This is a genomic window from Phytopseudomonas flavescens (assembly GCF_900100535.1).
Lineage (GTDB): Bacteria > Pseudomonadota > Gammaproteobacteria > Pseudomonadales > Pseudomonadaceae > Aquipseudomonas > Aquipseudomonas flavescens.
Map to the genome: position 1 here is coordinate 124,228 of NZ_FNDG01000010.1, position 26,273 is coordinate 150,500.

The following is a 26,273-nucleotide window of genomic DNA, read 5'->3' on the forward strand; positions in this document are numbered from 1 at the left end:
ATCCCCCGATTATCGAGCAGGGTGGACAACGCTCTTTTTGTCCACCATTGCGGTTACAGAGCGGTGGACGGATGAGACGTCGTCCACCCTTGTATCTCGACTACTGCCTCACGAGAGGCGATAGTTCCCGACTGATCATCGGGGGAGGAGCTGCAAGCTGTGTCCACCCTTAAGCCTCGAGCTTGCGACGTAGATTGCGCTGCGCTCCTCCACACTCATCCTGATAAGTCCGAACGGTATCCAGAGCCTCGAGCTCGCATCAGCAAGGCTGGACGGATGCAGGTGGATCGGTGACGCTTGATCCCTCGCTACATCCTTCTGCGCCCATGGGCCCATTTGCCATTCCGTGGGGGCGTCGCTAAAGTGTCGCCCCCCGCTTCATTTGCCCGGTTCCCGCACTATGACTCCGCTCGAACGCTACCAGGCCGACCTCAACCGTCCGGACTTCTTTCACGACGCCGCCCAGGAACAGGCCGTGCGCCACCTGCAGCGCCTGTACGACGACCTGGTCGCTGACGATCGGAGCAAGCCCGGCGTGCTCGGCAAGCTGTTCGGCAAGAAGGCGGTGACCCCGGTCAAGGGCCTGTATTTCTGGGGCGGTGTCGGGCGCGGCAAGACCTACCTGGTCGACACCTTCTTCGAAGCGTTGCCGTTCAAGGAAAAGGAGCGCACGCACTTCCACCGCTTCATGAAGCGGGTGCATGAAGAGATGCGCACCCTCAAGGACGTCAAGAATCCGCTGACCGTGATCGGCAAGCGTTTCGCCGAGCAGGCGCGGGTGATCTGCTTCGACGAGTTCTTCGTCTCCGACATCACCGATGCGATGATCCTGGCGACCCTGCTCGAAGAGCTGTTCAAGAACGGTGTGACCCTGGTGGCGACCTCCAACATCGTGCCTGACGGGCTCTACAAGGACGGCCTGCAGCGCGCGCGCTTCCTGCCGGCCATCGAGCTGCTCAAGGTGCACACCGAGATCGTCAACGTCGACAGCGGTATCGACTACCGCCTGCGTGCGCTGGAGCAGGCCGAACTGTTCCACTTTCCGCTGGGCGAGGCTGCCGAGCTGAGTCTGGAGAAGAGCTTCAAGAGCCTGCTGCACGAGAAGGTCACCGTGCAGGAAAACGAGGCGCTGATGATCGAGAACCGTGCCATCACCGCACGCCGTGTCGGCGGCGATGTGGGCTGGTTCGAGTTCCGCGAGCTGTGCGACGGCCCGCGCAGCCAGAACGACTACATCGAACTGGGCAAGGTCTTCCACTCGGTGATCCTTGCCAACGTCGAGCAGATGAGCGTGGCCAAGGACGACATGGCCCGGCGCTTCATCAACCTGGTGGATGAGTTCTACGACCGCAACGTCAAGCTGATCATCTCCGCCGAAGTGGAGCTCAAGGACCTGTACAGCGGCGGTCGCCTGAACTTCGAGTTCCAGCGCACCCTCAGCCGTCTGCTGGAGATGCAGTCCCACGAGTTCCTGTCGCGCCCGCACAAGCCCTGACGCAGCCTCAAGAGGTCGGGCGTCAGTCTGGCTGTACCTTTTGCAGCGTGTGGCTTGAGTCTTGTCGCTGTCTGTACTGGTTCGGCGACAGGCCGGTGTGCTGGCGGAACAGCCGGGCGAAGAAGCTGGCATCGTCGTAGCCGATCTCGTAGCTGACCGTCTTGATGCTCTTCGGTGACGACGACAGCAACCCCTTGGCCGTTTCGATGCGCAGCCGCTGCAGGTAATACAGCGGCTTGTCGCCGGTGGCGGCGTGGAAGCGGCGCATGAAGTTGCGGATGCTCATGCCATGCTCACGGGCTACGTCTTCGAAGCGGAAACGCTCGGCGAAGTGCTCCTCGAGCCATTGCTGGATCTGCAGGATCTTCGGGTCCTGATGCTGCTTCTGGCCAGCGAAGCCGATACGCCCCGGCGTGTAGTTGCGGCGCACTTCGTAGAGGATGTCGCGGGCCACGCTCTGTGCCACGGCGGTGCCGCAAAAGCGTTCGATCAGGTAGATGTACAGGTCGCACGCCGAGGTTGGGCCTGCCACGCAATACAGGTTGTCGGCGTCGGTGAGGTGCTTGTCCTGGTTGAGGGCCACCGCCGGAAAGCGCCTGGCGAACTCGGCGAAGAAACGCCAGCAGGTGGTCGCCTCCTTGCCGTCGAGCAGCCCGGCAGCGGCCAGCCAGAACACCCCGTTGGCCTCGCCGCAGAGGCTGGCGCCGGCGGCATGACACCGGCGCAACCAGTCCGGCACCTGCGGGTAACGGCTGCACAGGGTGTCGAAATCGTCCCAGAATGCCGGCAGGATGATCAGCTCCGACTGGTCGTCGAGCGCGCCGTCCACCGGTAGCTGAACGTCGCTGAAACTGCGCACCGGCAAACCGTCCGGACTGACCAGACGAACCTCGAAGGTCGGTACCAGCCCGAGACCCTGCTGCTTGCCGTGGCGCAGGCCGGCCATATGGAAGAAATCTCTGGCTTGCATGAGGGTCGAAGCGAATACGCCGGGCGTGGCGAGAATGCTCACGCGAGTGAGCGAGGAGGGCAGGCTGGACATGGCTGTCGTTCTTATTCGAGTGAGTGGGCCGACTGATGGTGAAGCTGTCAGGCTGTGGCTGAATCGTCTTCTTTAATACCGGCTGCGTCCAGTCCGGTCCCGTAACCTTGCTCCTGGGAGCCGTCGCCATGATTGCCTTTTCCGAACTCGCCGCCTCGCCATTCGCCGATTGGGATGGCACCCCCGCGGCGGCGAGAGTCCTGCAGAAACAACTGGCCGGGCAGGTGCGCGTGGAGGATGACTATCCGCCGCTGCGGCTGCTGGCGGGCGTCGATGTCGGCTTCGAGGAGGGCGGCGAGATCACTCGTGCCGCGGCGATATTGCTGGATGCCGAGACCCTGCAGCCGATTGCCGAGTGCGTGGCGCGCATTCCCACCAGCATGCCGTACGTGCCGGGCCTGCTGTCGTTTCGCGAGTTGCCGGCGTTGATCACGGCGCTGGCGGGGTTGCCGCAGGAGCCGGATCTGATCGTCGTCGACGGTCATGGCATCGCCCACCCACGGGGCCTGGGCATCGCGGCGCATCTTGGGGTGGTCAGTGGCCGGCCGACCATCGGCGTGGCGAAAAAGATCCTCACCGGTCATCACGGCGAGTTGGGGGAAGAGCGGGGCGACAAGGTCGAATTGCTCGACCGGCAGGGCCGGCAGCTCGCCTGGATGCTGCGCAGCAAGCGCAAGGTGCGACCGCTGATCGTTTCGCCGGGCCACCGGGTCAGCATGGATAGCGCGGTGGAACTGGTGCTCGAGTGGGGCAGGGGCTATCGCCTGCCGGAGCCGACGCGGCTGGCCGACCGCCTGGCATCGCGGCGCGATACCAGGGGGCCGAAACTTCTTTAGCCAGGGTTGCCTGTGTTGCGGATTTGGTGGGCTGAAGCCCACCCGGTAAGGCGCTCTAACTGTAGATACCGTCTTGCCCATTACCTCGCAAGTGCTAATTCGGTATTCATTGAGTAGGGTGGACGACGCTTTATCCGTCCACCACTCGGTAACCTTGGTGGTGGATGAAAACAGCGCCATCCACCCTACATGGATGAGCACAGCCATGTAGATACCGTCTTGCCCGTTACCTCGCAAGCGCCAATTCGGTATCGAAAGGCATTCCCGATTTCAGGCCGGGTGGGCCGGGCGGCGATCCGCTTCAGCCCAGCACTAGCAATCGCCCACCGCTGGTCAGAAAAAACCATCGCCGTCAGGGCGCCGGGTTCGGCTGGGCCTTGTGGATCGCCTCGATACCTTCCAGCACTGCATCGCTGAGTTTCAATTCGCTGCTGGCCAGGTTGGACTCCAACTGCTGCAGTGAGGTGGCGCCGATGATGTTGCTGGTCACGAACGGCCGTCCGGTGACGAACGCCAGGGCCATCTGCGCCGGGTCCAGGCCGTGCTCGCGGGCCAGGGCCACGTAGCGCGAGCAGGCCGCCACGGTTTCCGCACCGTTGTAGCGAGCGAAGCGGCTGAACAGGCTGAGGCGGGCGTTCTCCGGCCGTGCACCGTTCTCGTACTTGCCCGAGAGCATGCCGAAAGCCAGCGGCGAGTACGCCAGCAGGCCGCACTGTTCACGAATCGCCACTTCCGCCAGGCCCACCTCGAAACTGCGGTTGAGCAGGTTGTAGGGGTTCTGGATGGATACCATGCGCGACAGGCCGCGTGCTTCGGCCAGTTGCAGGAACTTCATGGTGCCCCAGGGCGTTTCGTTGGACAGGCCGATATGGCGGATCTTGCCGGCCTTGATCTGCTCCTCCAGGGCATCGAGGGTCTCCTCGAGGGGCGTGCAGTCACTGTCCTGATGCTGGTAGCCGAGCTGGCCGAAGAAATTGGTCGGGCGTTCCGGCCAGTGCAGCTGGTAGAGGTCGAGCCAATCGGTCTGCAGGCGCTGCAGGCTGGCGTCCAGGGCCGCCACGATATGCTGGCGGTTGTGCTTGAGCTGGGCGTCGCGGATATGGGTGATGCCGTTGCCGGGGCCGGCGATCTTGCTGGCCAGGATCCAGTCGGCGCGGTCGCCGCGCTGCTTGAAGTACTCGCCGATGATCTGTTCGGTCTTGCTGTAGGTCTCGGCCCGTGGCGGGACCGGGTACATCTCCGCGGTGTCGATGAAATTGATGCCGTAGGCCTTGGCGCGATCGATCTGGGCGAACGCCTCGGTGGCGTCGTTCTGCTCGCCCCAGGTCATGGTGCCCAGGCACAGGGCGCTGACGTTGAGATCGGTTCGGCCGAGCTGGCGGTATTCCATTGGAGCGTCCTCTGACAAAAGACTCATACAAGCAGGTTGAAATTTTTTTCGCAATCAGGATAATCCGCCTCCTCTTTCTGCGGTGGAAGTGATGCGCCGCCTGCCGAAGAATCTTGCCGTACGCGGACGCGCTGACCCGAGCCCCCGAATAGCGCCCGCATCCGGCTGCCTTTGACTTGTCAAAGTACGCACTATTCAGTAAGATCCGCCGTCTATTTTTGCTGGGCGGCCCCTGAGGCTATAAAGAATGAAAACTTTTACCGCTAAACCAGAAACAGTAAAGCGCGACTGGTTTGTGATCGACGCTGCTGGCCAGACCCTGGGTCGTCTGGCTACCGAAATCGCTAGCCGCCTGCGTGGCAAGCACAAGCCCGAGTACACCCCGCACGTCGACACCGGCGACTACATCGTCGTCATCAACGCCGAGCAGGTTCGTGTGACCGGTGCCAAGACCACCGACAAAATGTACTACTCGCACTCCGGTTTCCCGGGTGGCATCAAGTCGATCAGCTTCGACAAGCTGATCGCCAAGGCGCCTGAGCGCGTGATCGAGACCGCGGTCAAAGGCATGCTGCCGAAGAACCCGCTGGGTCGCGACATGTACCGTAAGCTGAAAGTCTATGCGGGCGCTGCTCACCCTCATACTGCTCAGCAGCCTCAAGAACTGAAGATTTAACGGAATAGTTCATTATGTCGGCGACTCAAAATTACGGCACTGGCCGTCGCAAGACCGCAACCGCACGCGTTTTCCTGCGTCCGGGCACTGGCAAGATCTCCATCAACAACCGCACCCTGGACACCTTCTTCGGCCGCGAAACTGCCCGCATGGTCGTTCGCCAGCCGCTGGAGCTGACCGAGACCGTCGAGAAGTTCGACATCTACGTTACCGTCATCGGTGGCGGTGTGAGCGGTCAGGCCGGCGCGATCCGTCACGGCATCACCCGTGCCCTGATGGACTACGACGAGACCCTGCGTCCGGCTCTGCGTAAAGCAGGCTACGTGACTCGCGACGCTCGTGAAGTCGAGCGTAAGAAAGTGGGTCTGCGTAAAGCGCGTAAGCGTCCTCAGTACTCCAAGCGTTAATTCGCTGCGGTACGCGGAAAACGCCCAGTTTCCTCACGGAACTGGGCGTTTTTCATTTCCGCTCCCAGCTAGGGGCTGTTGGCGTTTCAGCCCGGCCCTGTGGGTTGCACGGGAAATCTCACCACCACAACGAAGCTTGCCTAGAAACGTCAACAGGCCCTCCGCCAGCCTCGCTTCGCCCCCTAGTCATCGCTTCGTTGATGCGCGTCATGAGTCGTCTTGTCGGCCTGTGCGAATCTCGCGCCGGATTGCAGCCAACTGACCTGGACGCATGGGCAATGGGACGTCGACCACCAACTTCCCTGCTCGAGCCGACAGGTAACGGTCTGTTTCGACCGCCTGGCTGTAGGAGTGGATTGGAGCCCTGGGCGAACGTCTAATCGATTGCGGCCCTGTACCGCAGCGTTGCTGAACATGCCCTGCCAAGGTTCCGGCCCTTCGGGAACAGCCTTTCGGATGGTCTCCATGACCGCCTGGGCGCTTTTCCGCGACCGACACTTACTTATTAGAGGCCTGAACAACAGGCCGGAAAGCCGATGGGAGACGACTGAATGAGCAATGACGGCGTGAATGCGGGCCGGCGTCGCTTTCTGGTGGCAGCCACATCAGTGGTTGGGGCTGCCGGAGCGGTGGGGGCTGCAGTTCCGTTTGTGGGGTCGTGGTACCCGAGCGCCAAGGCCAAGGCCGCGGGCGCTCCGGTCAGGGTCAATGTCGGCAAGATCGAGCCCGGCCAGCAGATGGTCGCCGAGTGGCGAGGCCAGCCGGTGTTCATCATGCGACGCACCGAGGCGATCTTGAGCAACCTCGGCAAAATCGAAGGGCAACTGGCCGATGCGGACTCCACGCGCTCCGTGCAACCCGCCTACGTCGACCCCAAGACCCGCTCGATCAAGCCGGAAATCCTGCTGCTGGTCGGGCTGTGCACGCACCTGGGTTGCGCGCCGTCGTTCCGGCCCGAAGTGGCGCCTGCCGATCTCGGCGAGAACTGGGTCGGCGGCTATTTCTGCCCGTGCCACGGTTCCCGTTACGACCTCGCCGGGCGGGTCTACAAGGCGCAGCCGGCGCCGCTGAACCTGCCAGTGCCGCCGCATACCTACGAGTCGGCTGACGTGATCATCATCGGCGTGGATCAGGAGCAAGCATGATGAGCAAATTGATGGAGTGGGTGGACGCACGCTTTCCCGCCACCAAGATGTGGAATGACCACCTCGCCAAGTACTACGCACCGAAGAACTTCAACTTCCTGTACTTCTTCGGCTCCCTGGCCCTGCTGGTGCTGGTCAATCAGTTGCTCACCGGCGTATGGCTGACCATGAGCTACACGCCCACCGCCGAAGGTGCCTTTGCCTCGGTCGAGGGCCTGATGCGTGACGTGCGCACCGGGGATACGCCGCACGGCGCGATCCTGCGCTACATGCACTCGACCGGCGCGTCGGCGTTCTTCATCGTCGTCTATCTGCACATGTTCCGCGGCCTGCTCTACGGCTCGTACCAGAAGCCCCGGGAACTGGTGTGGATCTTCGGCATGCTGATCTACCTGATGCTGATGGCCGAAGCCTTCATGGGCTACCTGCTGCCCTGGGGGCAGATGTCCTACTGGGGCGCCCAGGTGATCATCTCGCTGTTCGGCGCCATTCCGTTCATCGGCGACGCGCTGACCGAATGGATCCGTGGCGACTACCTGATCTCCGGCATCACCCTGAACCGTTTCTTCGCCCTGCATGTGGTGGCCCTGCCGATCGTCATTCTCGGCCTGGTGGTGCTGCACATCCTGGCGCTGCACGAAGTCGGCTCCAACAACCCGGATGGCATCGACATCAAGAAATACAAGGACGAGAACGGCATTCCACTCGACGGCATTCCCTTCCATCCGTACTACACGGTGAAGGATATCGTCGGCGTGGTGGTGTTCCTCTTCGTGTTCTGCTTCGTGGTGTTCTTCTTCCCGGAAATGGGCGGCTACTTCCTCGAGAAACCCAACTTCGAACAGGCCAACCCGTTCAAGACGCCCGAGCACATCGCGCCGGTGTGGTACTTCACGCCCTTCTACGCGATCTTGCGGGCGATCCCCGACAAGCTCATGGGGGTGATCGCCATGGGCGCTGCCATCGCCGTGCTGTTCGTGCTGCCGTGGCTGGATCGCAGCCCGGTTCGCTCGATGCGTTACAAGGGCTGGCTGAGCAAGATCGGCTTGCTGGTGTTCTGCGTGTCCTTCGTCATCCTCGGCGTGCTGGGCGTTCTGCCGCCGACTCCGGGCCGTACGTTGCTGTCGCAGGTATGCACCTTCCTGTACTTCGCGTACTTCATCCTGATGCCCTTCTACACCAGGATGGAAAAGACCAAACCGGTTCCTGAAAGGGTGACAGGCTGATGAGAAAGCTATTTGCTGCATGTGTAGTCGCATTGCTGCCTGCTCTGGCCCTGGCAGCCGGTGGTCATGGCGTGACGCTCGACAAGGCCGACATCGACCTGACCGACAAGGCGGCGCTGCAGGATGGCGCGCGGACCTTCGCCAACTACTGCATGGGCTGCCACAGTGCCAAGTTCCAGCGCTACGAGCGGGTCGCCGCGGACATTGGCGTTTCTGCAGAGCAGATGATGGAAAATCTGGTGTTCACCGATGCCAAGATCGGCGATCACATGAACATCGGCATGAAGCCCGAAGACGCCAAGCGCTGGTTCGGTGCCGCGCCGCCCGACCTGACCCTGGTCGCCCGGGTGCGTGGCAACGACTGGCTGTACACCTACCTGCGGACCTTCTACGACGATCCGGCGAGGCCGCTGGGCGCCAACAACCTGGTATTCCCCAACGTCGGCATGCCCAACGTGCTGGGCCGCCTGCAAGGGCGTCAGTACATGGGCTGCAAGCAGGTGCAGGTGGTGGAAGACGGCAAGAAACAGTACGACCCGCTGACCGGCACGCCACTCACCCACGAAGCCTGTGAGCAACTGGTGCTCGAGGCGAACAGTGGCACGCTCAGCCCGCAGGCGTTCGATGACAAGGTGCGCAACCTGGTGACCTTCCTCGCCTACTCGGCCGACCCCAACAAGCTGCACCTGCAGCGCATCGGCACCTACGTATTGTTGTATCTGGCGTTCTTCTTCGTGTTCGCCTATCTGCTCAAGCGCGAGTACTGGAAGGATGTGCATTGACCGCAGCTGAACGACGTACAGCCTTGTCTGCGCTTACGTTTTTCAACGGCTGCTAAACGCATCCGGTATCATGGCCGACCTGCGCGTTTCCACTGGAGGCACGCAGGTTTTTTTGTGGCTTGCCATCCCTGGCGGTCACCCTTCGGACCGTCGCGAGCGACGTCAAAAATCGCTCCTGGCGATTTTTTGTGACCTGTCTTCCCTGGCGGTCGCCCTCGCGGGCCGTCGCGAGCGATGTCAAAAATCGCTCCCGGCGATTTGTTTGTGCTCTGAAATCTGGAGGATCGCCTTGGCTGCGACCAATAGGTTGGCCTGTTATTCCGACCCGGCCGACCACTATTCCCACCGCGTACGTATCGTGCTCGCCGAAAAGGGCATCGTCGCGGAAATCATCAGCGTCGAGCGCGGCCACTCGCCCACCAGGTTGCTGGAGGCCAATCCCTACGCGAGTTTGCCGACGCTGGTCGATCGTGACCTGGCGCTGTACGAGCCGACGGTGATCATGGAGTACCTGGAGGAGCGCTATCCCCATCCTCCACTGATGCCGGTGTACCCGGTGGCTCGTGGCAATACGCGCCTGTTGATGCACCGTATCCAGCGCGACTGGTGCTCGCAGGTCGACCTGATCCTCGATCCGCGCAGCAAGGAAACCGCCCGTGTCCAGGCACGCAAGGAGTTGCGCGAGAGCCTGACCGGGGTGTCTCCGCTGTTCGCCGAGAAGGCATTTTTTCTCAGCGACGAGCTGAGCTTGGTAGACTGCTGCCTGTTGCCGATTCTCTGGCGCCTGCCGGTGCTGGGAATCGAATTGCCAAGGCCGGCCAAACCGCTGCTCGACTATATGGACAGACAGTTCGCCCGCGAGCGTTTTCGCCAGAGCCTGTCTTCCGTCGAACGAGACATGCGCTGACCCATTTTCCTTGCGCGCCGTAGGTGGCGTGTCCAAGCCCAGGAGGTTTGATGAACTCCAGTCGTCCTTACCTGATTCGCGCGCTCTACGAGTGGATCGTCGACAACGATTGCACGCCCCATCTGCTGGTCAACGCGCAATACCCTGGCGTGGAGGTCCCCCAGGGCTTCGTCAGTGACGGGCAGATCGTGCTCAATGTCTCGCCCACTGCCGTGCGCAACCTGACCATGAACAACGATGCGGTGAATTTCGAGGGCCGCTTCGGCGGCGTCGCGCACAGCCTGTTCGTACCGGCCCCTGCGGTGCTGGCGATCTATGCCCGGGAAAATGGACAGGGCATGGTCTTCGACCTGGAACCGCCGGTCGCCCAGGCCGAGGTCGAGGATGTGCAGGACGAGCAGGGGCCACCTGACGACGAGCCGCCGCGGCCGAGCGGGCGGCCGAGCCTCAAGGTCGTCAAATAAGCGGCAGCATCGGCTGCATGCGCAAAGCCGGTCGATCGACCGGCTTTTTTGTGGTCGTCCCAGACGGTTCGTCAATCGGCGTAATGGCGCTTTGGAATTTCGTGCAATCTGCCTGAGCGGTTTGCCGCGAACATGCAGTTTGCACGGGAAATGCAACTGTGTTTGTTTTTAAGTTCATGTTTTTAAAGGATTATTTTTTTTAAAAAAAGTGGCACAGCGCTTGCGATATCTATCGGGAAGCCACAGCCGGTAGTTGGATGTGGCCAACTCGAATAGTCAGGAGTGTTACCCATGAAACAGCCAATCAATAAGTTCGCCTTTGCCGCTATCACTGCGACCGCCCTGAGCTTGTCCATGGCGGGTACCGCTTTCGCCGATACCTACAGCAGCACCCAGCCGACCATGCTGGCTGCCAACTCCATGGACAAGGCCGAAGAAGCGGTTTCCGATACCTGGATCACCAGCAAAGTGAAATCTACCTTCCTGGCTGACGATGGCCTGAGCGCACTGGATATCAAGGTCGAAACCAACAAAGGTGTGGTTTCCCTGTCCGGCGTCGTGAAAACCGAAGCCGAGCGCGATCTGGCCGTGACCAAGGCCAAGGAAATCAAAGGCGTCAAGGCGGTTTCCGCTGACGGCCTGAAATCCGCCGACTGATCATGCGTTCGGGCAGGCTCCCAGAGCCTGCTTTCTTCCCTGTGTACAGGAGAGTTGAATCATGAATTCGGACATTATCAAAGGTAAGTGGAAGCAGCTCAGCGGTGACATCAAGACCCGCTGGGGCAAGCTGACCAACGACGACCTGGATGTCGCCGAGGGCCACAGCGAATACCTGGCTGGCAAGCTGCAGGAACGCTATGGCTGGACCAAGGAAAAGGCCGAGGACGAGCTACGCGACTTCCGTAGCAAGTACTGACCGGTCGCTGGCGTCGCACACGCCACCGTTTCCCAGAAAACCCCGGCCATCATGCCGGGGTTTTCCGTTTTCAGGCGCCATGACTGGCCACAGGTTCAAGTTGGCCTGCATGGAGCCGATACAGTGGCACATTTGTCGAACACAGGATGTGTCATGTCGATCATCACCTCTACCGCCCCGGCAAGCGCCAGCGTGGCGGCCGCTCGAATTGCCGGCAGTGGATCGGCGGCAAGCCAGCCCGCTGGCGACGAGGCCGAGAAGACCTCGCCGTCGGTCACCCTTACCCTCAGCGACTATGCCCGCAAGCGCATGAAAAGCATGCGTGAAGCCACGGCGAAGCTGCGTGCCATGCAGCGCAATCGTCAGGAGGCGCGCAAGGATGCCGCCCGCCAGCGCCTCGAAGACATCAAGCAACGTATCGAAATGCTCAAGCAACTGGTGGCCGCCCTTGGCCCGGAGGCGGCGAAAGGCATGTTGCGGCAGATCAAGCAGCTGGCCCAGGAGCTGGGCCAGGCCGCATCGGTACTCAAGGAAGGTTCCGGCGGCGGTGCTGCCAGCGTGAATGCAGGGGGGCCGGGATCTCGAGCGGCACTGCCGACGGCGCTCAGGCAACCGAAACGGCTAATGCGGTGGATGCGGCCAGCGAGGTGTCGCCGGACGTCGACGCCGATCCCCAGGCCGTACCGGCTTCCGCCACCGCTGGTGAACAAGAGCCTGCCGAGGATGGCGCCGCGCAGGACGAGGCCGATGGCGACGAGCAACCGCGAAGCGACCTGCAGCGTACTCGCAGCGAGCGGGACGACCAGCAGCGCCGCGCCGATGCCGAGGAGCTGAAAAAGGTGGCCCGCCAGCTCAAGCAACTGCTGGCCATGGTCAAGGCGCGGCTGCGCGCCGAACCGGACGCAGAGAGCAGGAAGTTGCTCGGCGATATCGACGGGCAGCTGGCCGATGTGGAAAAGGCCGCCAGCGCTATGGACGCTGTTGGTGGTGCCATTGCGGTCGCGGTCGGTTCTACGCTATCGATCAGCGTCTGAGCGGGTTCGGTGCGGCATCGACCCGCTGCGCCAGTGGCGTGCGTTCGAGCCGCTCGAAGGTGCGGCGCAGCAGCCAGGCCGTGAGCGAGGCCGGCATCAGGCGCATGGCCCAGTTGCGCAGGTGCCAGGCGCGCCGGGTCAGTGGCGCGTACCAACCCGCCATGCGTGGCGCCAGCGCCTGCAAGTCATCGATATCCGGACGCAAGGTGGCGTCGTAACGGGCCAATGCCGCGCAGTCGAAGCTCTTGCTCAGTTCATCGGCCAGCAGCCAGGCCCCGGTAAGGGCCATGCTGGCGCCGCGTCCCGAGGCCAGGGTCAGGCAGTGGGCGGCATCCCCGACCAGCACCAGGCGCCCGCAGTGCCATCGCGGCAGATGCACCTGCATCAGGTGGTCGAGGTAGAAGCCCCGGTCGTCCGGCAGAGGGGCGAGCAGGTCGAGCACCGCCGGGCCGGCCCGGGAGAACGTCTCGCGCAACACGGCCTTGCGTCGTTGCGCCGGGATGCGGCGGCTGTCCTGGCTATGCCATAGCCACAAGGTAGCCAGCAGCCCGGGGCGCATGCTGTAGCACTCGACCACATAGCCTGGCTCGGAAAACGACAGGTGGCGTTCACCTCCGGCCGCCATGTCCCCTTCCACGACGAACGATGCGGCGTTATAGCCCAGAGAGCGCAGGCAGCTTTCGTCGTCGGCGAAGGCGCGTCGGCGCAGGTCGGAAAAGCAGCCCTCGGCACCCACCACGAAGGCGAAGCGTTGCTGGCTGCCATCATCGAAGCTCACCTCGACGCCTTCGCTGTCTTCCTCATAAGCCTGCAGGCAGAGGCCGAAACGTATCTCCACCTGGTCGTCGAGGGCATCGTGCAGCACCTGCACCAGGTCGTCGCGACACACGGGCAGCAGGTTGAGGTTGCGCAGGTGTCGGCTGTGGTCGACCAGCAGTACGTCACGGTTCTGGCTGTCACGGAACAGCGTGCGACCCAGATTGACGTTGCGCCCACGCAGCCTGTCGACGATGCCCATGCGCTCGGCGATGCTGTAGCCAGTACCACCCAGGCTGAGAACGAAACCGTCATGACGCAACTGTGCAGCCTTCTCCACGATGACCGGGGTGAAGCCGCGCTGTTTGAGCCACCAGGCTGTGGCCAGGCCGGCGATACCGGCGCCAAGAACGAGAATGGGAGCGCTCATGAACCAAGGGTTTCCTGTGCTGAGTGGGGGGTGGGGCGCGGCTGCTCGTCGAGCAGGCGATGGATGCCGATCAGTCCCGCCAGCAGCAAGGCGGCGGTAATCAGGAAGCGCCCGTCGAAGCCGACCCAGTGGGCCAGCCACGCGCCGCCCAGGCCGGCGAGCAGCCCGATCCAGGCATCGGTGCACTGCAGCAGGGTGACGTCGGTACCCGGTTGCGCGGGATCGGCCCACTGCATCATGCGGCTGTAGAGCGCGACGAAGATCAGCCCGGTGGCCAGATTGGCCAGGCTGAAGGCGACCATCAACTGGGCGGCGCCGATCTGCGCCCAGCGTTCCCCGGCCAGTAGCCAGAGGCTCACGCCGAGCAGGACCAGCAGGCCGGCGCACCAGCCGTAGCGATTGCCGAAGCGCTGCAGCAGCGCCGGTGCCGCCAGGCTACCGAGCAGGCCCATGCCGATGCACCAGGCTTCCAGAGCACCGGTCTGGGTCAGGCTCAGGCCACGGTCTATCCAGTAGGCGGACGCCATGCCCAGCATCAGCCGCGGTCCGCATTGCGCCAGCAGCACCAGCCCGGCACGCCGACGCATCACCGAACGCCAGGCATGGCGCAGGCTGGGTCTTGCCAGAGTCGCGCCAGCATTGACGCGGGGCAGGGGCAGGTTCAGCAGTGGCAACAGGCACAGGGCGAGCAGGCCGCCGAGCACCAGGGTAGCGGCGTGCCAGCCATGGCGATCGAGCAGGGGAGCGGCCAATAACCCGGCAAGCAGGTAGCCGAGGTAGCTGCCGCCGATCTGCAGCCGGTTGAGGGTCGGGTAGGCTTGCTCTGGCAAGGCCAGTACGGCGAGGCCGTCGCTGGCGATATCGCCACTGGCGGCGCACAGCGCCGCCAGCCCCAGCAGGCCGAGCGCCAGAGGCAACTGCTGCACCGGGTCGATGCTGGCCAGCGCGACGATGCAGGCCAGCAGGCTGCCGTAGCACAGCAGCAGGCAGGTACGCCGCTGCTCGCGGCACCAGAGGTCTACCTGCGGCGCCCACAGCAGCTTCAGTGCGTGGGGCAGAAACACCAGGGCCACCAGGCCGATGCTGTCCAGGCCGACGCCCTCGCGGCGCAGGTAGGCAGGCAACAGCTGCAGGCTGAAGCCACCGAGCAGCCCGAGGCTGGTGTACTGGCCGAGCAGCAGCATGTGGATGCGGCGAGAGGCTGACAGGGCCATGGTCAGAAACGCAGGCTCAGGTCGACACCCAGCTCACGCCCGGACCCGGCCTGGGCGAATGCGTCTGCGCCCGAGAGGTAGGCATAGCTGCGGTAGTCCTTGGCCGTCAGGTTGTTGCCGTACAGGGCCACTTGGTAACTCGCTGCCGGCTGCCAGGTCAGGCGCGCATCGAACAGGGTGTAGCCGCCCTGGGCCAACTGGTTGTCGGCGTCGAAGTAATGCTGGCCAACATACGATAGACCGACACTGGGGCGTAGCTCGCCGAGCAGGCCGTCCCAGCGCAGGCTGCGTTCCGCCGACAGGCGCAGGGTGCCGCGTGGCGCCAGAGCCAGGCGATTGCCCTGGCGGACGTCGGCATCCACCAGACGGCTGCGGTTGAGGGTGCCAGCCAGGTGCAGGCGGGTATCCTCGTCCGGTAGCCAGTCCAGCGACAGTTCGGCGCCTTCACTGCGGGCGTCGCCCATGTTCTGCAGGTTCTGAATGCCGACCATGCCGACGTATTGCTGCACGTCCTTGATGCGCATCCAGTACAGCGAGGCATTGGCGAACAGGCGACGCTCGAGCAGGCTGGCCTTGACCCCGGTTTCCAGGTTCAGCGAGCGCTCGGGGTCGTAGGCCACGGCGTCGGCAATGCTGCTGCCGATGCGGTTGAAACCACCGGGCTTGTAGCCCTCGCTGGCCAGTGCGTAAAGGCGCACGTCATCGCTTGCCTGGAAGCCCAGGACGATCTTCGGCGTGGTGGCGTTGAAGCGATCCTGCCCGCGGTAGGCGAAGCCCGGTACCATCAGGCCATCTTGCTGGACGAAGCGGGTGCTGGCCTCCTCGCGGCTGTGGCGGGCGCCCAGGGTCAGATCCCAGTGTTCGTCGATGTGCCAGGTGAACTCACCGAAAACGGCCTTCTCGGTGCTGTCGATACGGCTGTCGGCCAAGCCCAGCAAGGCGTCGTAGGGGCCGCCAGGTGCCGCGCGGCGTTGCGAGTGGGTCTTGCTGTCCTGCCAGTACAGGCCGAGGTTGGCGTCCCAGGTACGCTGTTCGCCCTGGGTGGTGAGGCGCAACTCCTGGCTGAGGGTGCGCTGGCGTTCCGGGTGGTAGAGGCCGAAATCACCGAGCAGGCGCTCGTGACGGTAGTTCTGCAGGGCGCTGGTGGAGGTGAGTTTCCAGGCATCGCCGAGTGACCAGTCGATGACCGCGCTGCCGGTTTCCACGCGGCGGGTGAAAGACGATTCGCGCCACCCGGGGTTGACCGCTCGGCTGGCGTAGCCGTGGAAGGGCAGGTAGCGCTCTTCGTGGGATGTCAGGCGATCACGGGCGTAGACCAGGCGGACACTCAGGTCATCATTGGGCAGCAGGGTGAGGCCAACGCGACCACCGCCGTTGTCGCCGTCACCGTGCTGCGGGCTGCCCTTGAGCTCGCCTTGCAGGTCATTGTGAAAGACGGCGGCCTCGGCGAGCAGGCGGTCTTCGAGCAGAGCGCCACTGACACTGGCGCTGACCTCGCGATCGAGGTTGCTGACGCGGCTACCCACCTTCAACTGCGCAGCGTTTTCCGGGCGGCGGGTGACGATGCTCAAGGCGCCGGCGTGGGCGTTGCGCCCGTACAGGGTGCCTTGAGGGCCTTTGAGCAATTCGATGCGTTCGATGTCGAGCAACTGCTGGTTGAAGGCGCCGAGCACATAGGGCACGCCATCGACGTAGAACGCCACCGGTGCGCTGTAGGCATCGGCGGACGAGATCCCGCGAAGGCTCAGATTGGGGAACAGGCTCAGGCCACTCTGGCTCAGGAACAGTTCGGGGAAGACCCGATTGAGTTCCTTGCTGTTGTCGATGTTGGCGCGTTGCAGGTCCTCGTGTTCGGCGACGGACAAGGCCATGTCGGTCTCCGCCAGGCTGGTCTCGCGTTTGCTCGCCGTGACTTGCAGGCCAGGCAGGTCGACGGCGGCGTGGGCCAGGGCCGGCAGACCGCTGGAGCATAGAATGGCAAAGCTCAAGGGCGTCAGACGCATGATGCAGGCATCTCCATGGATGAATGGCCGGCATGTTCCGCCGCCCGGCGGGAGGTTGCGCGTGCGATCGGGCGTAAATGCGCGTGATCGGCACTTTAACTGATAAGTGTTCTCATTTATTGTGATCGCCTTGTGGAGTGTCAGCCATGGCCATCAATCACTATTACGCCGACCGCCCCCTGGACGACGTTTTCGCCAGCTTCGCTGACGAGGAGCTGGACGTGCGCCTGATCGAAATGGATGGCGAGCACGACCTGTACGTGCAGGCCGACAGTCAGCCTTCCCTGACCCTCGCCTACTACGAGCAGGGCGGTGGCTGGCGGCAGTTCGCCGACACCTCGGCCATGGATCTGCGCAACGACACCTGCTGCCTCTACCACGCCAGCGTCCCCGTACAGGGCGAAGGTCTGCTGCCGGCAGGCTCGCGGCTCCGCGGTGTGAACATCAGCTTCGCCCCGCAGATGCTGCAGCGCCTGAGGGTTGGGGAATGGTTGTTCGACAGTGCCGGCCCGTGGGAGCGGGCCTGCTCCAGTGACGGCCTGGCGCGGCTGGTGCAGTTTCCCGCGCCGCACGTGCTGCGTCGTATCGGTCTGGAGATGCTCGATTGCCGCCTGGAAGGCCTGGCGCGGGACATCCTGATGCGCGCCAAGGCGTTCGAGATGCTCGCTGAAATGCTCGGTTATCTGCAGGAGAACCTGCGCCCCCGCGTGCTCGGCGGGCGTGATCGGCTGCGTCTGGAACGTGCTCACCAACACCTGCGCGAAGCCCTCGAGCGGCCGTGGACGCTCGAGAGCCTGGCTGCCGAAGTGCAGTTGAACGTGCGCAAGCTCAAGGATGGTTTCCGCCAGTTGTACGGCAAGGGGGTGTATGCCGAACTGCAGGACCTGCGCATGCAGCACGCGGCCCTGTGCCTGCTTCAGGGCCAGCGGGTCGGCGATGTGGCGATGGCGGTGGGCTACTCCAACCCCAGTCATTTCGCCAAGGTGTTTCGCCGCCACCACGGTCTGGCGCCGCGCGCTTATTCACGGCACGCGGGCGTTGCCTCAGCGTCCTGAGGCGGTCAGGCCAGGATCGAGGCAAGGGCTGCGCGGTCGATATTGGCGCCGCTGAGCACCACCGCCGCACGTTGGCCCCGATTGATTGCACATTCCTGGATCAGCGCCGCCAGCGCTGCCGCTCCAGCGCCTTCGGCGAGGTTGTGGGTGTCTTCGTGAAGGATGCGAATGGCCTGGCGGATCTCGCCGTCATCGACCCTGACGATACGCGCGGCACCGGCGCGGATGATCTCCAGCGCCTCGGGCTGCGGCATGCGGCAGGCCATGCCATCGGCGATGGTGTCGGCGCTGTCGGTACAGATGACCCGCCCGGCCGCGAAACTCTGCGCGTAGGCATCGGCGGCACTGCTCACCACCCCGATCACTTCGGTGTCCAGGCCGAGCAGGTCGCGGGTGCGGATCACCCCGCAGATGCCCGAGCCGAGGCCAATGGGCACATAGATGCGCTTGAGCGGTGGTGCGGCCTCGAACAGTTCCAGGGCATAGGTGGCGACACCGCGGATCAGGTCCGGGTGCAGCGACGGAACGAAGTGCAGGCCGCGCTGCGCAGCCAGTTCCGCAGCCCGGCCGCGGGCCTCGTCGAAGTCGCGACCGTATTCGATCACTTCGGCGCCCAGGGCAGCCATGGCCGCATTCTTCTCGCGCGCGTTGCCTTGCGGCACCACGATGCTGATCGGCAGGCCAGCCTTGCCGGCTGCCAGCGCCATGCTTTGTCCGTGGTTGCCCCGGGTGGCCGAGACCAGGCCGGCGGCGGTCGGTTCGCGGCGCAGCAGCGCATCCACATAGACCAGGCCGCCGCGCACCTTGAAGGCGCCTGTGGGGGTGTGGTTCTCGTGCTTGACCCATACCTCGCAACCCAGGCGTTCGGCCAGCAGCGGCCAGGCGAACTGCGGCGTCGCCGGAACGTTCGGGCGAATCAGGGTGGCGGCTTGGCGTAGCGCGGCAAGGTCGAACATCTGGGGGCTCCCGGTTGGCTTTGACCCGATGCTACGGCCCTGTCATTGTATGGGTAAATCTTTATATTGCATGGCAGACAATGTGGTTACCTGATCTGCAAGGCAGCACGCTGCCCACTTATCTGGCCCTGGTCGAGGCGATTTCCAGCGCCATCGGCAAGGGTGAGCTCAAGCCCGGTGAGCGCCTGCCGCCGCAGCGCCGACTCGCCTGGACGCTGGGCATCAATCCGAGCACGGTGATGCAGGCCTATCGCGAAGCGGCGCGGCGTCACCTGGTGTCCGGCGAAGTCGGCCGTGGTACCTATGTCCTGGCCGATAGCCACGAAGCCAGCCTGTTTCACCTCAAGCAGCCCGGCCAGCCCGCGCAGGGCATCGATCTGTCGACCAACGTGCCGGTGCACGACGGCGACAGCGATGACCTGTCCCGCTCCGTGCAGCGCCTGATCGCCGAGCGCCGCATCGACGCGCTGCAGGCCTACGCGTCGGCCGAGCTGGAGATGCGTGGGCGGCTGGCGGGCAGCCTGTGGCTGCAGCAGCGCGGCCTGCACTATCCGCCGTCGCGGGTGCTGCTCTGCGCGGGTGCTCAGCAGGGCGTCAGCGCAGCGCTGCTGGCGCTCTGCGAGGCGGGCGATGCGGTGCTGGTCGAGGCCTTCACCGCGCCCGGTATCAAGGCCGCGGCGCGGCAGTTGCGGCTGCCCCTGCACGGCGTGGCGATGGATGAGCGTGGCATCCTCCCTCAGGATCTCGACCGGCAGGTGCGTGCTACCGGTGCGCGGGTGCTGGTGCTCACCCCCTGCCTGCAGAACCCCACGGGCAGCAGCATGGATGCCGAGCGACGCCAACGCATCGCCGAACTGGTGGAACGCCACGGCCTGTGGCTGATCGAGGATGACGTCTACGGCGCGCTGGGCAGCCAGGCACCGCTGGCCGCATCGCTGCCGGAACGCAGCCTGTTGGTCACCAGCCTGTCGAAAACCGTGGCCCCGGGCCTGCGCCTGGGCTTCGTGCTTGGGCCGCAGGCGCTGCTCAAGCGTATCGATCCGCAAGGGCACGCCACCGGTTGGGCGGTCTCGCCGTTGTGCCTGGCGCTGGCCTGCGCGTGGATCGAGGACGGCACCGCAGCGCGCAAGCTGGCCTGGCAACGTGACGAGCTGCTGCAGCGCTGGCGCCTCGCCGCGCGGGTGCTCGGCGCACGCATGCCCCAGGGCCGTGAGGTGGCGCCGCACCTGTGGCTGGCAGCGGCGGATGGCCGCGACCTGGCAGCCGAGTGCCGAAACGCCGGTGTCGCGGTGGTGCCCGCCGAGGTGTTCGCCGTTGGCCCGGCGGCGGCCAGCGCCATTCGCATCAGCCTGGCGGCCGCCCGCAGTCGCGTCGAACTCAAGCAGGCGCTGGAGCGCATCGTCGCTGTATGGCCGCAATGATCGCTGCACTTGCACCCGGCCTGTAATGCGTGTCAGCTATGATCCATGATCCCCACGATAAGGAACCGTGCATGTCCCTTTCTACAGACGGCGCTTTTATCGTCGTCCACTCTGCCGAAGAAGCCGTCGATCGTCTGGCGGTGCTGCACCAGCGCGCCACCGAAGGCCTGAGCCAGGCGCTCAAGCGCTACCTGAAAGACCGCATCCGCCCCGATGCCGAGCAGCAAGCGCTGTTTCGCTACCCCGAACTGCGTCTGACCTACGACTGCCAGGGCGAGGTGCCGACCACCGTGCGCGCCTACGCCAAGGTGCAGGTGCCCGGTACCTACAGCATCACCATCACCCATCCTGCTGCGTTCCGTAAGTACCTGCTCGAGCAGCTGCGGCCGCTGATGGCCGACTTCACCCTGACCGTCGAAGTCGGCGTCAGCCAGCAGTACATCCCTTATCCCTACGTGGTGGAGCAGGGCGACGAGCTGGCCGGTTCCGGCGTCAACGCGGCCGAGCTGGCGCGGGTGTTCCCCAGCACCGACCTGTCGGCGGCCACCGATGGCACCGCCGACGGCCTGTATGACTGGGAAAACACCGACCCGCTGCCGCTGGCGCTGTTCGACGCCGCCCGGGTGGATTTCTCCCTGCGCCGCCTGGTGCATTACACCGGCAGCGACTGGCGGCACGTGCAACCGTGGATCCTGCTGACCAACTACCACCGCTACGTCGACCAGTTCATCCGCAATGGTCTGGACATGCTCAATGGCGAGTCGCGCTTCGAGCGCATGGTGCTGCCGGGCAACGTGGTGATCGAGCGCGGCATGCCCGAAGGCGAGATGCAGGCGATCATCGAGACCGTGGTCTGGCACCGCTACCAGATGCCGGCCTACCACCTGCAGGCCGCCGATGGCGATGGCATCACCCTGGTCAACATCGGCGTCGGCCCGTCCAATGCCAAGAACATCACCGACCACCTGGCCGTGCTGCGTCCGCACTGCTGGCTGATGATCGGCCACTGCGGCGGCCTGCGTCAGTCGCAGACCATCGGCGACTACGTGCTGGCCCACGCGTACATGCGCCGCGACGGCATTCTCGACCGGGTGCTGCCACCGCACATTCCGCTGCCGGCCCTGGCCGAGGTGCAGCAGGCGCTGCAGGATGCCGCTGCGCAGGTCACCGGCGAGCGCGGTGACGACCTCAAGCGGCGGCTGCGCACCGGTACCGTGCTGACCTACGACGACCGTAACTGGGAGCTGCGCTGGGCCCAGGAACGGCCCCTGATCAACCTGTCACGAGCCGTTGCGGTGGACATGGAAAGCGGCACCATCGCCGCCCAGGGCTATCGCCTGCGCGTGCCCTACGGCACCTTGCTGTGCGTGTCGGACAAGCCGCTGCACAGCGAGATCAAGCTGCCGGGCGCGGCGGGTGCCTTCTACGAGCGGGCGGTGACCCAGCATCTGCACATCGGTATCGCTGCCCTGGATCTGCTGCGTGGCCAGCTCAACTCGCTGCACTCGCGCAAGCTGCGCAGCTTCGACGAGCCGCCGTTCCGCTGACGGCTGCCGAAGGCTCCAGGCTCATGGCGGGTGAGCTTGGCGCTACTTCTTCGACTTGCCGACCATCATCCGCCAGCGGTTGCGGTTGAGCAGCACGTAACCGGTCAGTTGCATGCCCGCGGCTATCACCAGGCTGCGGGTCAGGTCAGGGTCAGCCGGGCGCGGCCCGCTGTAGATGGCGTACAGCGCATACACGACGCCGATCAGGCCGAGGATGAAGAACACCAGGCCGAGAAGGGTCAGACGGTGAAGATTGCGTAGAGGCATGGCAGGAATCGTCAGGGATAACGGGCGGCCAAACTAACCCGGAATCCCGGGTTTCGCCAGTCGCCCGTCAGGCGCTTATCTGCCAACCTGGTGCAGCGGCAATGCCGTGGTCGATTTGATCCGCTCCATGGCGAAGCTGGAGCTGATATCGGCGATGCCGGGGATTTCGATCAGGCGCTTGTACACCGCGTCGTAGCCTTCGATGTCGGGCACCACCAGGCGCAGCAGGTAATCGGTGACACCCGCCATGCGATAGAAGTCGACCACCTCGTCGATCGCCGCCACCTGGCTGTGGAAGTGCTTGAGCCATTCGGCGTTGTGCTGGTTGGTGCGCACGAAGGCGAACACCGTGACCGGCACACCGATCTTGCGCGAGTCGAGCAGGGCCACTCGGGCACCGATCACGCCGCTTTCCTCGAGCTTCTGGATACGCCGCCAACAAGCCGTATTGCTCAAGCCCACGCGTTCGGCGATCTCACCCAGCGGCTGGGTGCAATCCTGCTGCAGCAGGGCGAGAAGGGCACGGTCGAACTTGTCCACGGTTTAAAAAAACTCCTGATAAGACGATTGGGAAATATCGTCAGTATGAAATGGGCTAAGTATGGAAAATTATTTCGTTTACTTTGTCTGGGTAGGAAATCTATTCCGTTTCATGGGCTCAAGGACAGTGAAATAACAAAATTTTTCACGTCCCGCTCTCTTAGCATGGTGTTCCAGACAAAGCCGTCTAGCACGGCGCCTTCAATCATCCATATGCACGGCCGTTACCCCCTATGCCAGAACTGTATTTCGATTACGCCGCTACCACCCCCATCGACGATGCGGTCATTCAGGACATGCTGGCGTGCATGGGCCGTGACGTGGTGTTCGGCAATCCCGCTTCCGCGTCTCACTCCTTCGGGCAGCGGGCCCGCCTGGCGGTCGAAAAGGCACGCAAGCAGGTGGCGGCGCTGGTAGGCACCACGGCGGACCGGCTGGTCTGGACGTCCGGGGCCACCGAGTCGAACAACCTGGCGCTCAAGGGCGTCGCCGCGCTCGCCGACGGCCGTCGGCATATCATCACCAGCCGCCTCGAGCACAAGGCGGTTCTGGATACCGCCGGGCAACTGGAGCGTGAGGGCTTCGAGGTGACCTGGCTGCAGCCCGATGCCAATGGCATCATCCAGCCGGAGGCGGTCGCAGCAGCCTTGCGTGACGACACCCTGCTGGTCTCGCTGATGCTGATCAACAACGAACTCGGTACGCTGACCGATATCGCCGCGGTGGGCGAGCTGGTTCGTCAGCGCGGCGCGCTGTTTCATGTGGACGCCGCCCAGGCCACCGGCAAGGTGGCTATCGATCTGGCCGCCCTGCCGGTGGACCTGATGTCCTTTTCCGCCCACAAGACCTATGGCCCCAAAGGCATTGGTGCACTGTACGTCGGTGAGCGTGCGCGCCCGCTGATCCAGGCGCAGATCCATGGTGGCGGGCATGAGCAGGGGCTGCGCTCCGGCACCCTGGCCACCCACCAGATCGTCGGCATGGGCAGCGCCTTCGCCCTTGCCGGTGAGCTGATGAGCGAAGAGAACATGCGCATCGCTCGCCTTTGCGCGCACCTGCGCGAAGGGTTGCTGGCGCTGCCCGGCGTGCGCCTCAACGGCTGCGCCGAGAAGCGTGTGCCACATACCCTCAACCTGTGCATCGACCACCCCTGGTTCGATGCCGAGAATCTGCTGGGGACCCTGGCGTTCTCCTCCACTTCGGCCTGCAATTCGGCCAGCAGCGCGCCGTCCCATGTGCTGCTGGCGCTCGGCCTGGACGATACCCAGGCGTATCGCAGCATCCGCCTGAGCCTCGGCCGCTACACCACGCTCGCCGACGTCGAGCAGGCCATCGATGCCATTCGCCGCTGTCTGCCTGAATGACGGCTCGGTGATCGCCCGATGAGCACGCTGGGAGAGAGGGTGCTGCAGGTCGAAAGCTTTTTCGATGCGCAGACGTCGACGTTCAGCCATCTCGTCCATGCTGGCGCGGGCAGCGCTTGCGCGGTGATCGATCCGGTGCTCGGCTATGACCTGGAGTCCGGCAGGCTCGACAGCGCACCGGCGGACGCTCTGTTGCGAGCGCTGGAGGCCAGGCACCTGCAGGTGCAGTGGATTCTGGAAACCCACATCCATGCCGATCACCTCACCGCCGCTGCTTACCTGCGCGAGCGCAGCGGTGGTCGTGTCGCTGCCGGGCCAGGCATTGGCGAGGTACAGCGGACCTTTCAGGCACGTTTCCAGTTGCCCGAGGATTACTGCCAGGCGAGCGGCCAGTTCGACCATCTGTTCGCCCCCGACGAAGACTTCACCATCGGCGCTTTGTCCGCTCGGGCGCTGCATGTGCCCGGGCATACGCCTGCCGACACGGCCTTTCTGATCGAGGAGCGGCAGGTGTTCGTCGGCGACACCCTGTTCCAGCCGGACATCGGCACGGCCCGCTGCGATTTTCCTGGCGGCAGCGCTGCCCGGCTGTATCGCTCCATTCGGCATCTGCTAGAACTGCCGGGCGACACCCGTCTGTTCATGTGCCACGACTATCCACAGGATCGCGCGCCACGGGCCTGGTGCTGCGTGGAGGAACAGCGCCTGCATAACCAGCACATGCACCAAGGCGTCAGTGCCGCACAGTTCATCGAATGGCGTGAAGAACGGGATGCAGGCCTGGAGCCCCCCAGGTTGCTGATCCCGGCGCTGCTGTGGAATCTTCGCGCAGGCGTCCTGCCCGACGGCGACGTGGCCGGCGTGCGTTTTCGCTGGACGGCTGGCTGATCGCGTTCATCTCTGCGCTCTCCGGCGACCAGAGCCTTGCAAGAAAAAGCCCCTGACACTCATCGAGCATCAGGGGCTTCTCGGCTGGCGGTCCATCATCGCCAGCCCAGGGTCGCGCAGCTGCTACCTCGGTGGCTACTCGTCGCTCGGCGCCAGCTCCTTCCCGCCTACATGCTCGCCAGCCAGCGAGGTACGCACCTTGGCGACCTGCTCGGCGGATACCGCGGGCGCGTCGTTCGACCAGCCCTTGCGCAGGAAGGTGGCCAGCTCGGCGACCTCGGCGTCGTCCATGCGATCGGCGAAGCCCGGCATCGGCAGGATCGAGGGTGCGCGTGCCGTCGATGGCGTTTGCGCACCGGCGAGTATCACGTGCAGCAGGGCGCTGGGGTTGTTCGCGTTGATCACCGAAGCACCGTCCAGGCGTGGGAAAACCCGGGGCGCACCGTTACCCGTCACGAAGTGGCAGGCGCCACAGTTGTCCAGGTACAGACGCTCGCCAAGGGTCAGGTCGGTGGCCGCCGTCAGCTTGCGGGTGGTCGCCTCGTCGGGCTGGGGCTGAGGTGCGCTGCTCGCCTGGCTATCGGTGGCCAGCGACTTCAGGTAGGCCGCCATGGCGTGCAGGTCGTCGTCCGACATGTGCGAGGTGCTGTTGGCCACCACGTCGCTCATCTCACCGGCTACCGAGGCCTTGGCGTTACGCCCCGTACCCAGGTAGTCGACGATTTCGTCCTGGGACCAGTGCGGCATGCCGTGCAGCGAGGGTACGGCCCAGTCGTTGAGCTCGGCGCCGCTCAGGTAGTCGGCGGCGCTTTCATCGAGACCCTTCTCCTGCATGGTCAGCGCCCGTGGCGTGTGGCAGGAGCCGCAGTGGCCCAGGCCCTGTACCAGGTAGGCACCGCGGGCGATCTGCGCATCGGCATCGCTGGTGCTGGCCTTCAGTGCCTCGGCGGCGTCTTCCGGCGCTGGCGAGAACAGCGTGCGCCAGTAGGCCAGAGGCCAGCGGATCGACAGTGGCCAGGGGATGTCGTTGGCCTGGTTGGCCTGTTCCACTGGCTGCACGCCCTGCATGAAATAGGCGTACAGCGCCTGCATGTCGGCATCCGAGACTTTCGCGTAGGACGGGTAGGGCATCGCCGGGTACAGCGCGCTGCCGTCGTGGCCAACGCCGCGGCGAATGGCACGTTCGAACTCGCCATAGGTCCAGTCACCGATCCCGGTCTGCTTGTCCGGGGTGATGTTGGTGGAGTAGATGGTGCCGATCGGCGACTCGATACCGAGGCCGCCGGCGAAGGCCTTGCCGCCTCGGCTGGTATGGCAGGCCACGCAGTCACCGGCGCGTGCCAGGTACTCGCCCTGGCTGATCAATGCCGGGGTGACGGCCTGACCGAGCTGCGCCGAGGCGTCGCCCGAGCGGTTCAGGGCGATGCTGGCCAGCCAGGCCAGTGCAGCGAGCAGCAGGCCGATGATCAGCAGCTTGAGGAGCAGGAAGCGGGGTGTGGATTTCATCTCTGC

Annotated in this window: 27 protein-coding genes; 18 read left to right on the top strand and 9 right to left on the bottom strand. The window is 64.3% G+C overall.

The window, feature by feature from the left end:
- The first annotated feature begins 400 nt into the window (after positions 1–400).
- Positions 401–1,495 carry a cell division protein ZapE gene (zapE, locus tag BLR94_RS14650; protein WP_084306757.1) on the top strand — a complete coding sequence of 365 codons (1,095 nt, stop codon included), beginning with the start codon at positions 401–403 and terminating at the stop codon, positions 1,493–1,495.
- Positions 1,496–1,517: 22 nt separating this feature from the next.
- Here the strand turns inward: zapE and BLR94_RS14655 are convergent, their stop codons facing one another.
- Entirely contained in the window at positions 1,518–2,537 is a 1,020-nt protein-coding gene (locus BLR94_RS14655; protein WP_084306759.1) for a GlxA family transcriptional regulator, read from the bottom strand.
- Between the two features lie 128 nt (positions 2,538–2,665).
- On the opposite strand from BLR94_RS14655, the gene nfi reads away from it, so the two are divergent.
- Positions 2,666–3,373 (top strand): deoxyribonuclease V, encoded by a 708-nt coding sequence (gene nfi, locus BLR94_RS14660; RefSeq protein WP_084306761.1) that lies wholly within the window; start codon positions 2,666–2,668, stop codon positions 3,371–3,373.
- Positions 3,374–3,725: 352 nt separating this feature from the next.
- Here the strand turns inward: nfi and BLR94_RS14665 are convergent, their stop codons facing one another.
- On the bottom strand, positions 3,726–4,763 hold the full coding sequence (locus BLR94_RS14665; protein WP_084306763.1) for an NADP(H)-dependent aldo-keto reductase: 1,038 nt from the start codon (positions 4,761–4,763) through the stop codon (positions 3,726–3,728).
- A gap of 247 nt (positions 4,764–5,010) precedes the next feature.
- Here BLR94_RS14665 and rplM point away from each other — a divergent pair, with 247 nt between their 5' ends.
- The 11 genes from rplM (at position 5,011) to BLR94_RS27200 (ending at position 12,320) form a co-directional block, all read left to right on the top strand.
- Positions 5,011–5,439, top strand: coding sequence for a 50S ribosomal protein L13 (gene rplM, locus BLR94_RS14670; RefSeq protein ID WP_042556349.1), 429 nt, complete (start codon positions 5,011–5,013; stop codon positions 5,437–5,439).
- A 14-nt stretch (positions 5,440–5,453) separates the two neighbouring features.
- The gene (gene rpsI / locus BLR94_RS14675; RefSeq protein WP_013789890.1) at positions 5,454–5,846 is read left to right on the top strand and encodes a 30S ribosomal protein S9; all 393 of its coding nucleotides are present in this window, start codon (positions 5,454–5,456) and stop codon (positions 5,844–5,846) included.
- A gap of 551 nt (positions 5,847–6,397) precedes the next feature.
- Complete coding sequence (gene petA, locus BLR94_RS14680) at positions 6,398–6,991, top strand: ubiquinol-cytochrome c reductase iron-sulfur subunit (protein ID WP_084306764.1); 594 nt, start codon at positions 6,398–6,400, stop codon at positions 6,989–6,991.
- Positions 6,991–8,217, top strand: a complete 1,227-nt coding sequence (locus BLR94_RS14685; protein ID WP_084306765.1) for a cytochrome b — start codon at positions 6,991–6,993, stop codon at positions 8,215–8,217. The genes petA and BLR94_RS14685 overlap by 1 nt, the downstream gene beginning before the upstream one ends.
- Entirely contained in the window at positions 8,217–8,999 is a 783-nt protein-coding gene (locus tag BLR94_RS14690) for a cytochrome c1 (RefSeq protein ID WP_084306766.1), read from the top strand. The genes BLR94_RS14685 and BLR94_RS14690 overlap by 1 nt, the downstream gene beginning before the upstream one ends.
- A gap of 289 nt (positions 9,000–9,288) precedes the next feature.
- Entirely contained in the window at positions 9,289–9,906 is a 618-nt protein-coding gene (locus tag BLR94_RS14695; RefSeq protein ID WP_084306767.1) for a glutathione S-transferase N-terminal domain-containing protein, read from the top strand.
- Between the two features lie 50 nt (positions 9,907–9,956).
- Positions 9,957–10,370 (top strand): ClpXP protease specificity-enhancing factor, encoded by a 414-nt coding sequence (locus BLR94_RS14700; RefSeq protein WP_084306769.1) that lies wholly within the window; start codon positions 9,957–9,959, stop codon positions 10,368–10,370.
- A gap of 291 nt (positions 10,371–10,661) precedes the next feature.
- On the top strand, positions 10,662–11,027 hold the full coding sequence (locus tag BLR94_RS14705; RefSeq protein ID WP_084306771.1) for a BON domain-containing protein: 366 nt from the start codon (positions 10,662–10,664) through the stop codon (positions 11,025–11,027).
- Between the two features lie 61 nt (positions 11,028–11,088).
- The gene (locus BLR94_RS14710; RefSeq protein WP_084306773.1) at positions 11,089–11,286 is read left to right on the top strand and encodes a CsbD family protein; all 198 of its coding nucleotides are present in this window, start codon (positions 11,089–11,091) and stop codon (positions 11,284–11,286) included.
- A 153-nt stretch (positions 11,287–11,439) separates the two neighbouring features.
- On the top strand, positions 11,440–12,120 hold the full coding sequence (locus BLR94_RS27195) for a hypothetical protein (RefSeq protein ID WP_139207456.1): 681 nt from the start codon (positions 11,440–11,442) through the stop codon (positions 12,118–12,120).
- A gap of 5 nt (positions 12,121–12,125) precedes the next feature.
- A complete protein-coding gene (locus tag BLR94_RS27200) occupies positions 12,126–12,320 on the top strand; it encodes a hypothetical protein (protein WP_139207457.1) in 195 nt (64 codons plus the stop codon).
- Here BLR94_RS27200 and BLR94_RS14720 read toward each other — a convergent pair.
- Genes BLR94_RS14720 through BLR94_RS14730 form a run of 3 tightly spaced genes read right to left on the bottom strand, consistent with a single transcriptional unit; the run spans position 12,310 to position 16,723 of the window.
- Positions 12,310–13,506, bottom strand: a complete 1,197-nt coding sequence (locus tag BLR94_RS14720) for an FAD-dependent monooxygenase (RefSeq protein WP_084306777.1) — start codon at positions 13,504–13,506, stop codon at positions 12,310–12,312. The two genes, BLR94_RS27200 and BLR94_RS14720, sit on opposite strands and share 11 nt — an antisense overlap.
- A complete protein-coding gene (locus tag BLR94_RS14725; RefSeq protein WP_084306779.1) occupies positions 13,503–14,720 on the bottom strand; it encodes an MFS transporter in 1,218 nt (405 codons plus the stop codon). Before BLR94_RS14725 ends, BLR94_RS14720 begins: the two co-directional genes overlap by 4 nt.
- Before the next feature lie 2 nt (positions 14,721–14,722).
- Positions 14,723–16,723, bottom strand: a complete 2,001-nt coding sequence (locus BLR94_RS14730) for a TonB-dependent receptor (protein WP_084306781.1) — start codon at positions 16,721–16,723, stop codon at positions 14,723–14,725.
- Positions 16,724–16,869: 146 nt separating this feature from the next.
- Here BLR94_RS14730 and BLR94_RS14735 point away from each other — a divergent pair, with 146 nt between their 5' ends.
- Positions 16,870–17,778, top strand: coding sequence for an AraC family transcriptional regulator (locus BLR94_RS14735; protein WP_084306783.1), 909 nt, complete (start codon positions 16,870–16,872; stop codon positions 17,776–17,778).
- A gap of 5 nt (positions 17,779–17,783) precedes the next feature.
- Here the strand turns inward: BLR94_RS14735 and BLR94_RS14740 are convergent, their stop codons facing one another.
- The gene (locus tag BLR94_RS14740) at positions 17,784–18,734 is read right to left on the bottom strand and encodes a threonine dehydratase (RefSeq protein ID WP_084306785.1); all 951 of its coding nucleotides are present in this window, start codon (positions 18,732–18,734) and stop codon (positions 17,784–17,786) included.
- Positions 18,735–18,814: 80 nt separating this feature from the next.
- Between BLR94_RS14740 and BLR94_RS14745 the strand changes: the two genes are divergently transcribed.
- Positions 18,815–20,155 carry an aminotransferase-like domain-containing protein gene (locus BLR94_RS14745; protein WP_084306787.1) on the top strand — a complete coding sequence of 447 codons (1,341 nt, stop codon included), beginning with the start codon at positions 18,815–18,817 and terminating at the stop codon, positions 20,153–20,155.
- 71 nt (positions 20,156–20,226) lie between these two features.
- Positions 20,227–21,702, top strand: a complete 1,476-nt coding sequence (gene amn, locus BLR94_RS14750) for an AMP nucleosidase (protein WP_084306789.1) — start codon at positions 20,227–20,229, stop codon at positions 21,700–21,702.
- Positions 21,703–21,744: 42 nt separating this feature from the next.
- On the opposite strand, the gene BLR94_RS14755 is transcribed toward amn, so the two are convergent.
- Complete coding sequence (locus tag BLR94_RS14755; protein WP_084306791.1) at positions 21,745–21,969, bottom strand: hypothetical protein; 225 nt, start codon at positions 21,967–21,969, stop codon at positions 21,745–21,747.
- Between the two features lie 75 nt (positions 21,970–22,044).
- A complete protein-coding gene (locus BLR94_RS14760) occupies positions 22,045–22,509 on the bottom strand; it encodes an Lrp/AsnC family transcriptional regulator (RefSeq protein ID WP_084306793.1) in 465 nt (154 codons plus the stop codon).
- Positions 22,510–22,742: 233 nt separating this feature from the next.
- Between BLR94_RS14760 and BLR94_RS14765 the strand changes: the two genes are divergently transcribed.
- Both BLR94_RS14765 and BLR94_RS14770 read left to right on the top strand, forming a co-directional pair.
- Positions 22,743–23,873: a cysteine desulfurase family protein gene (locus tag BLR94_RS14765; protein ID WP_084306795.1), complete on the top strand. Its 1,131-nt coding sequence runs from the start codon at positions 22,743–22,745 to the stop codon at positions 23,871–23,873.
- An 18-nt stretch (positions 23,874–23,891) separates the two neighbouring features.
- Positions 23,892–24,761: an MBL fold metallo-hydrolase gene (locus tag BLR94_RS14770; protein ID WP_175154236.1), complete on the top strand. Its 870-nt coding sequence runs from the start codon at positions 23,892–23,894 to the stop codon at positions 24,759–24,761.
- A gap of 135 nt (positions 24,762–24,896) precedes the next feature.
- On the opposite strand, the gene BLR94_RS14775 is transcribed toward BLR94_RS14770, so the two are convergent.
- On the bottom strand, positions 24,897–26,267 hold the full coding sequence (locus BLR94_RS14775; RefSeq protein ID WP_084306797.1) for a c-type cytochrome: 1,371 nt from the start codon (positions 26,265–26,267) through the stop codon (positions 24,897–24,899).
- Between the last annotated feature and the right edge of the window lie 6 nt (positions 26,268–26,273).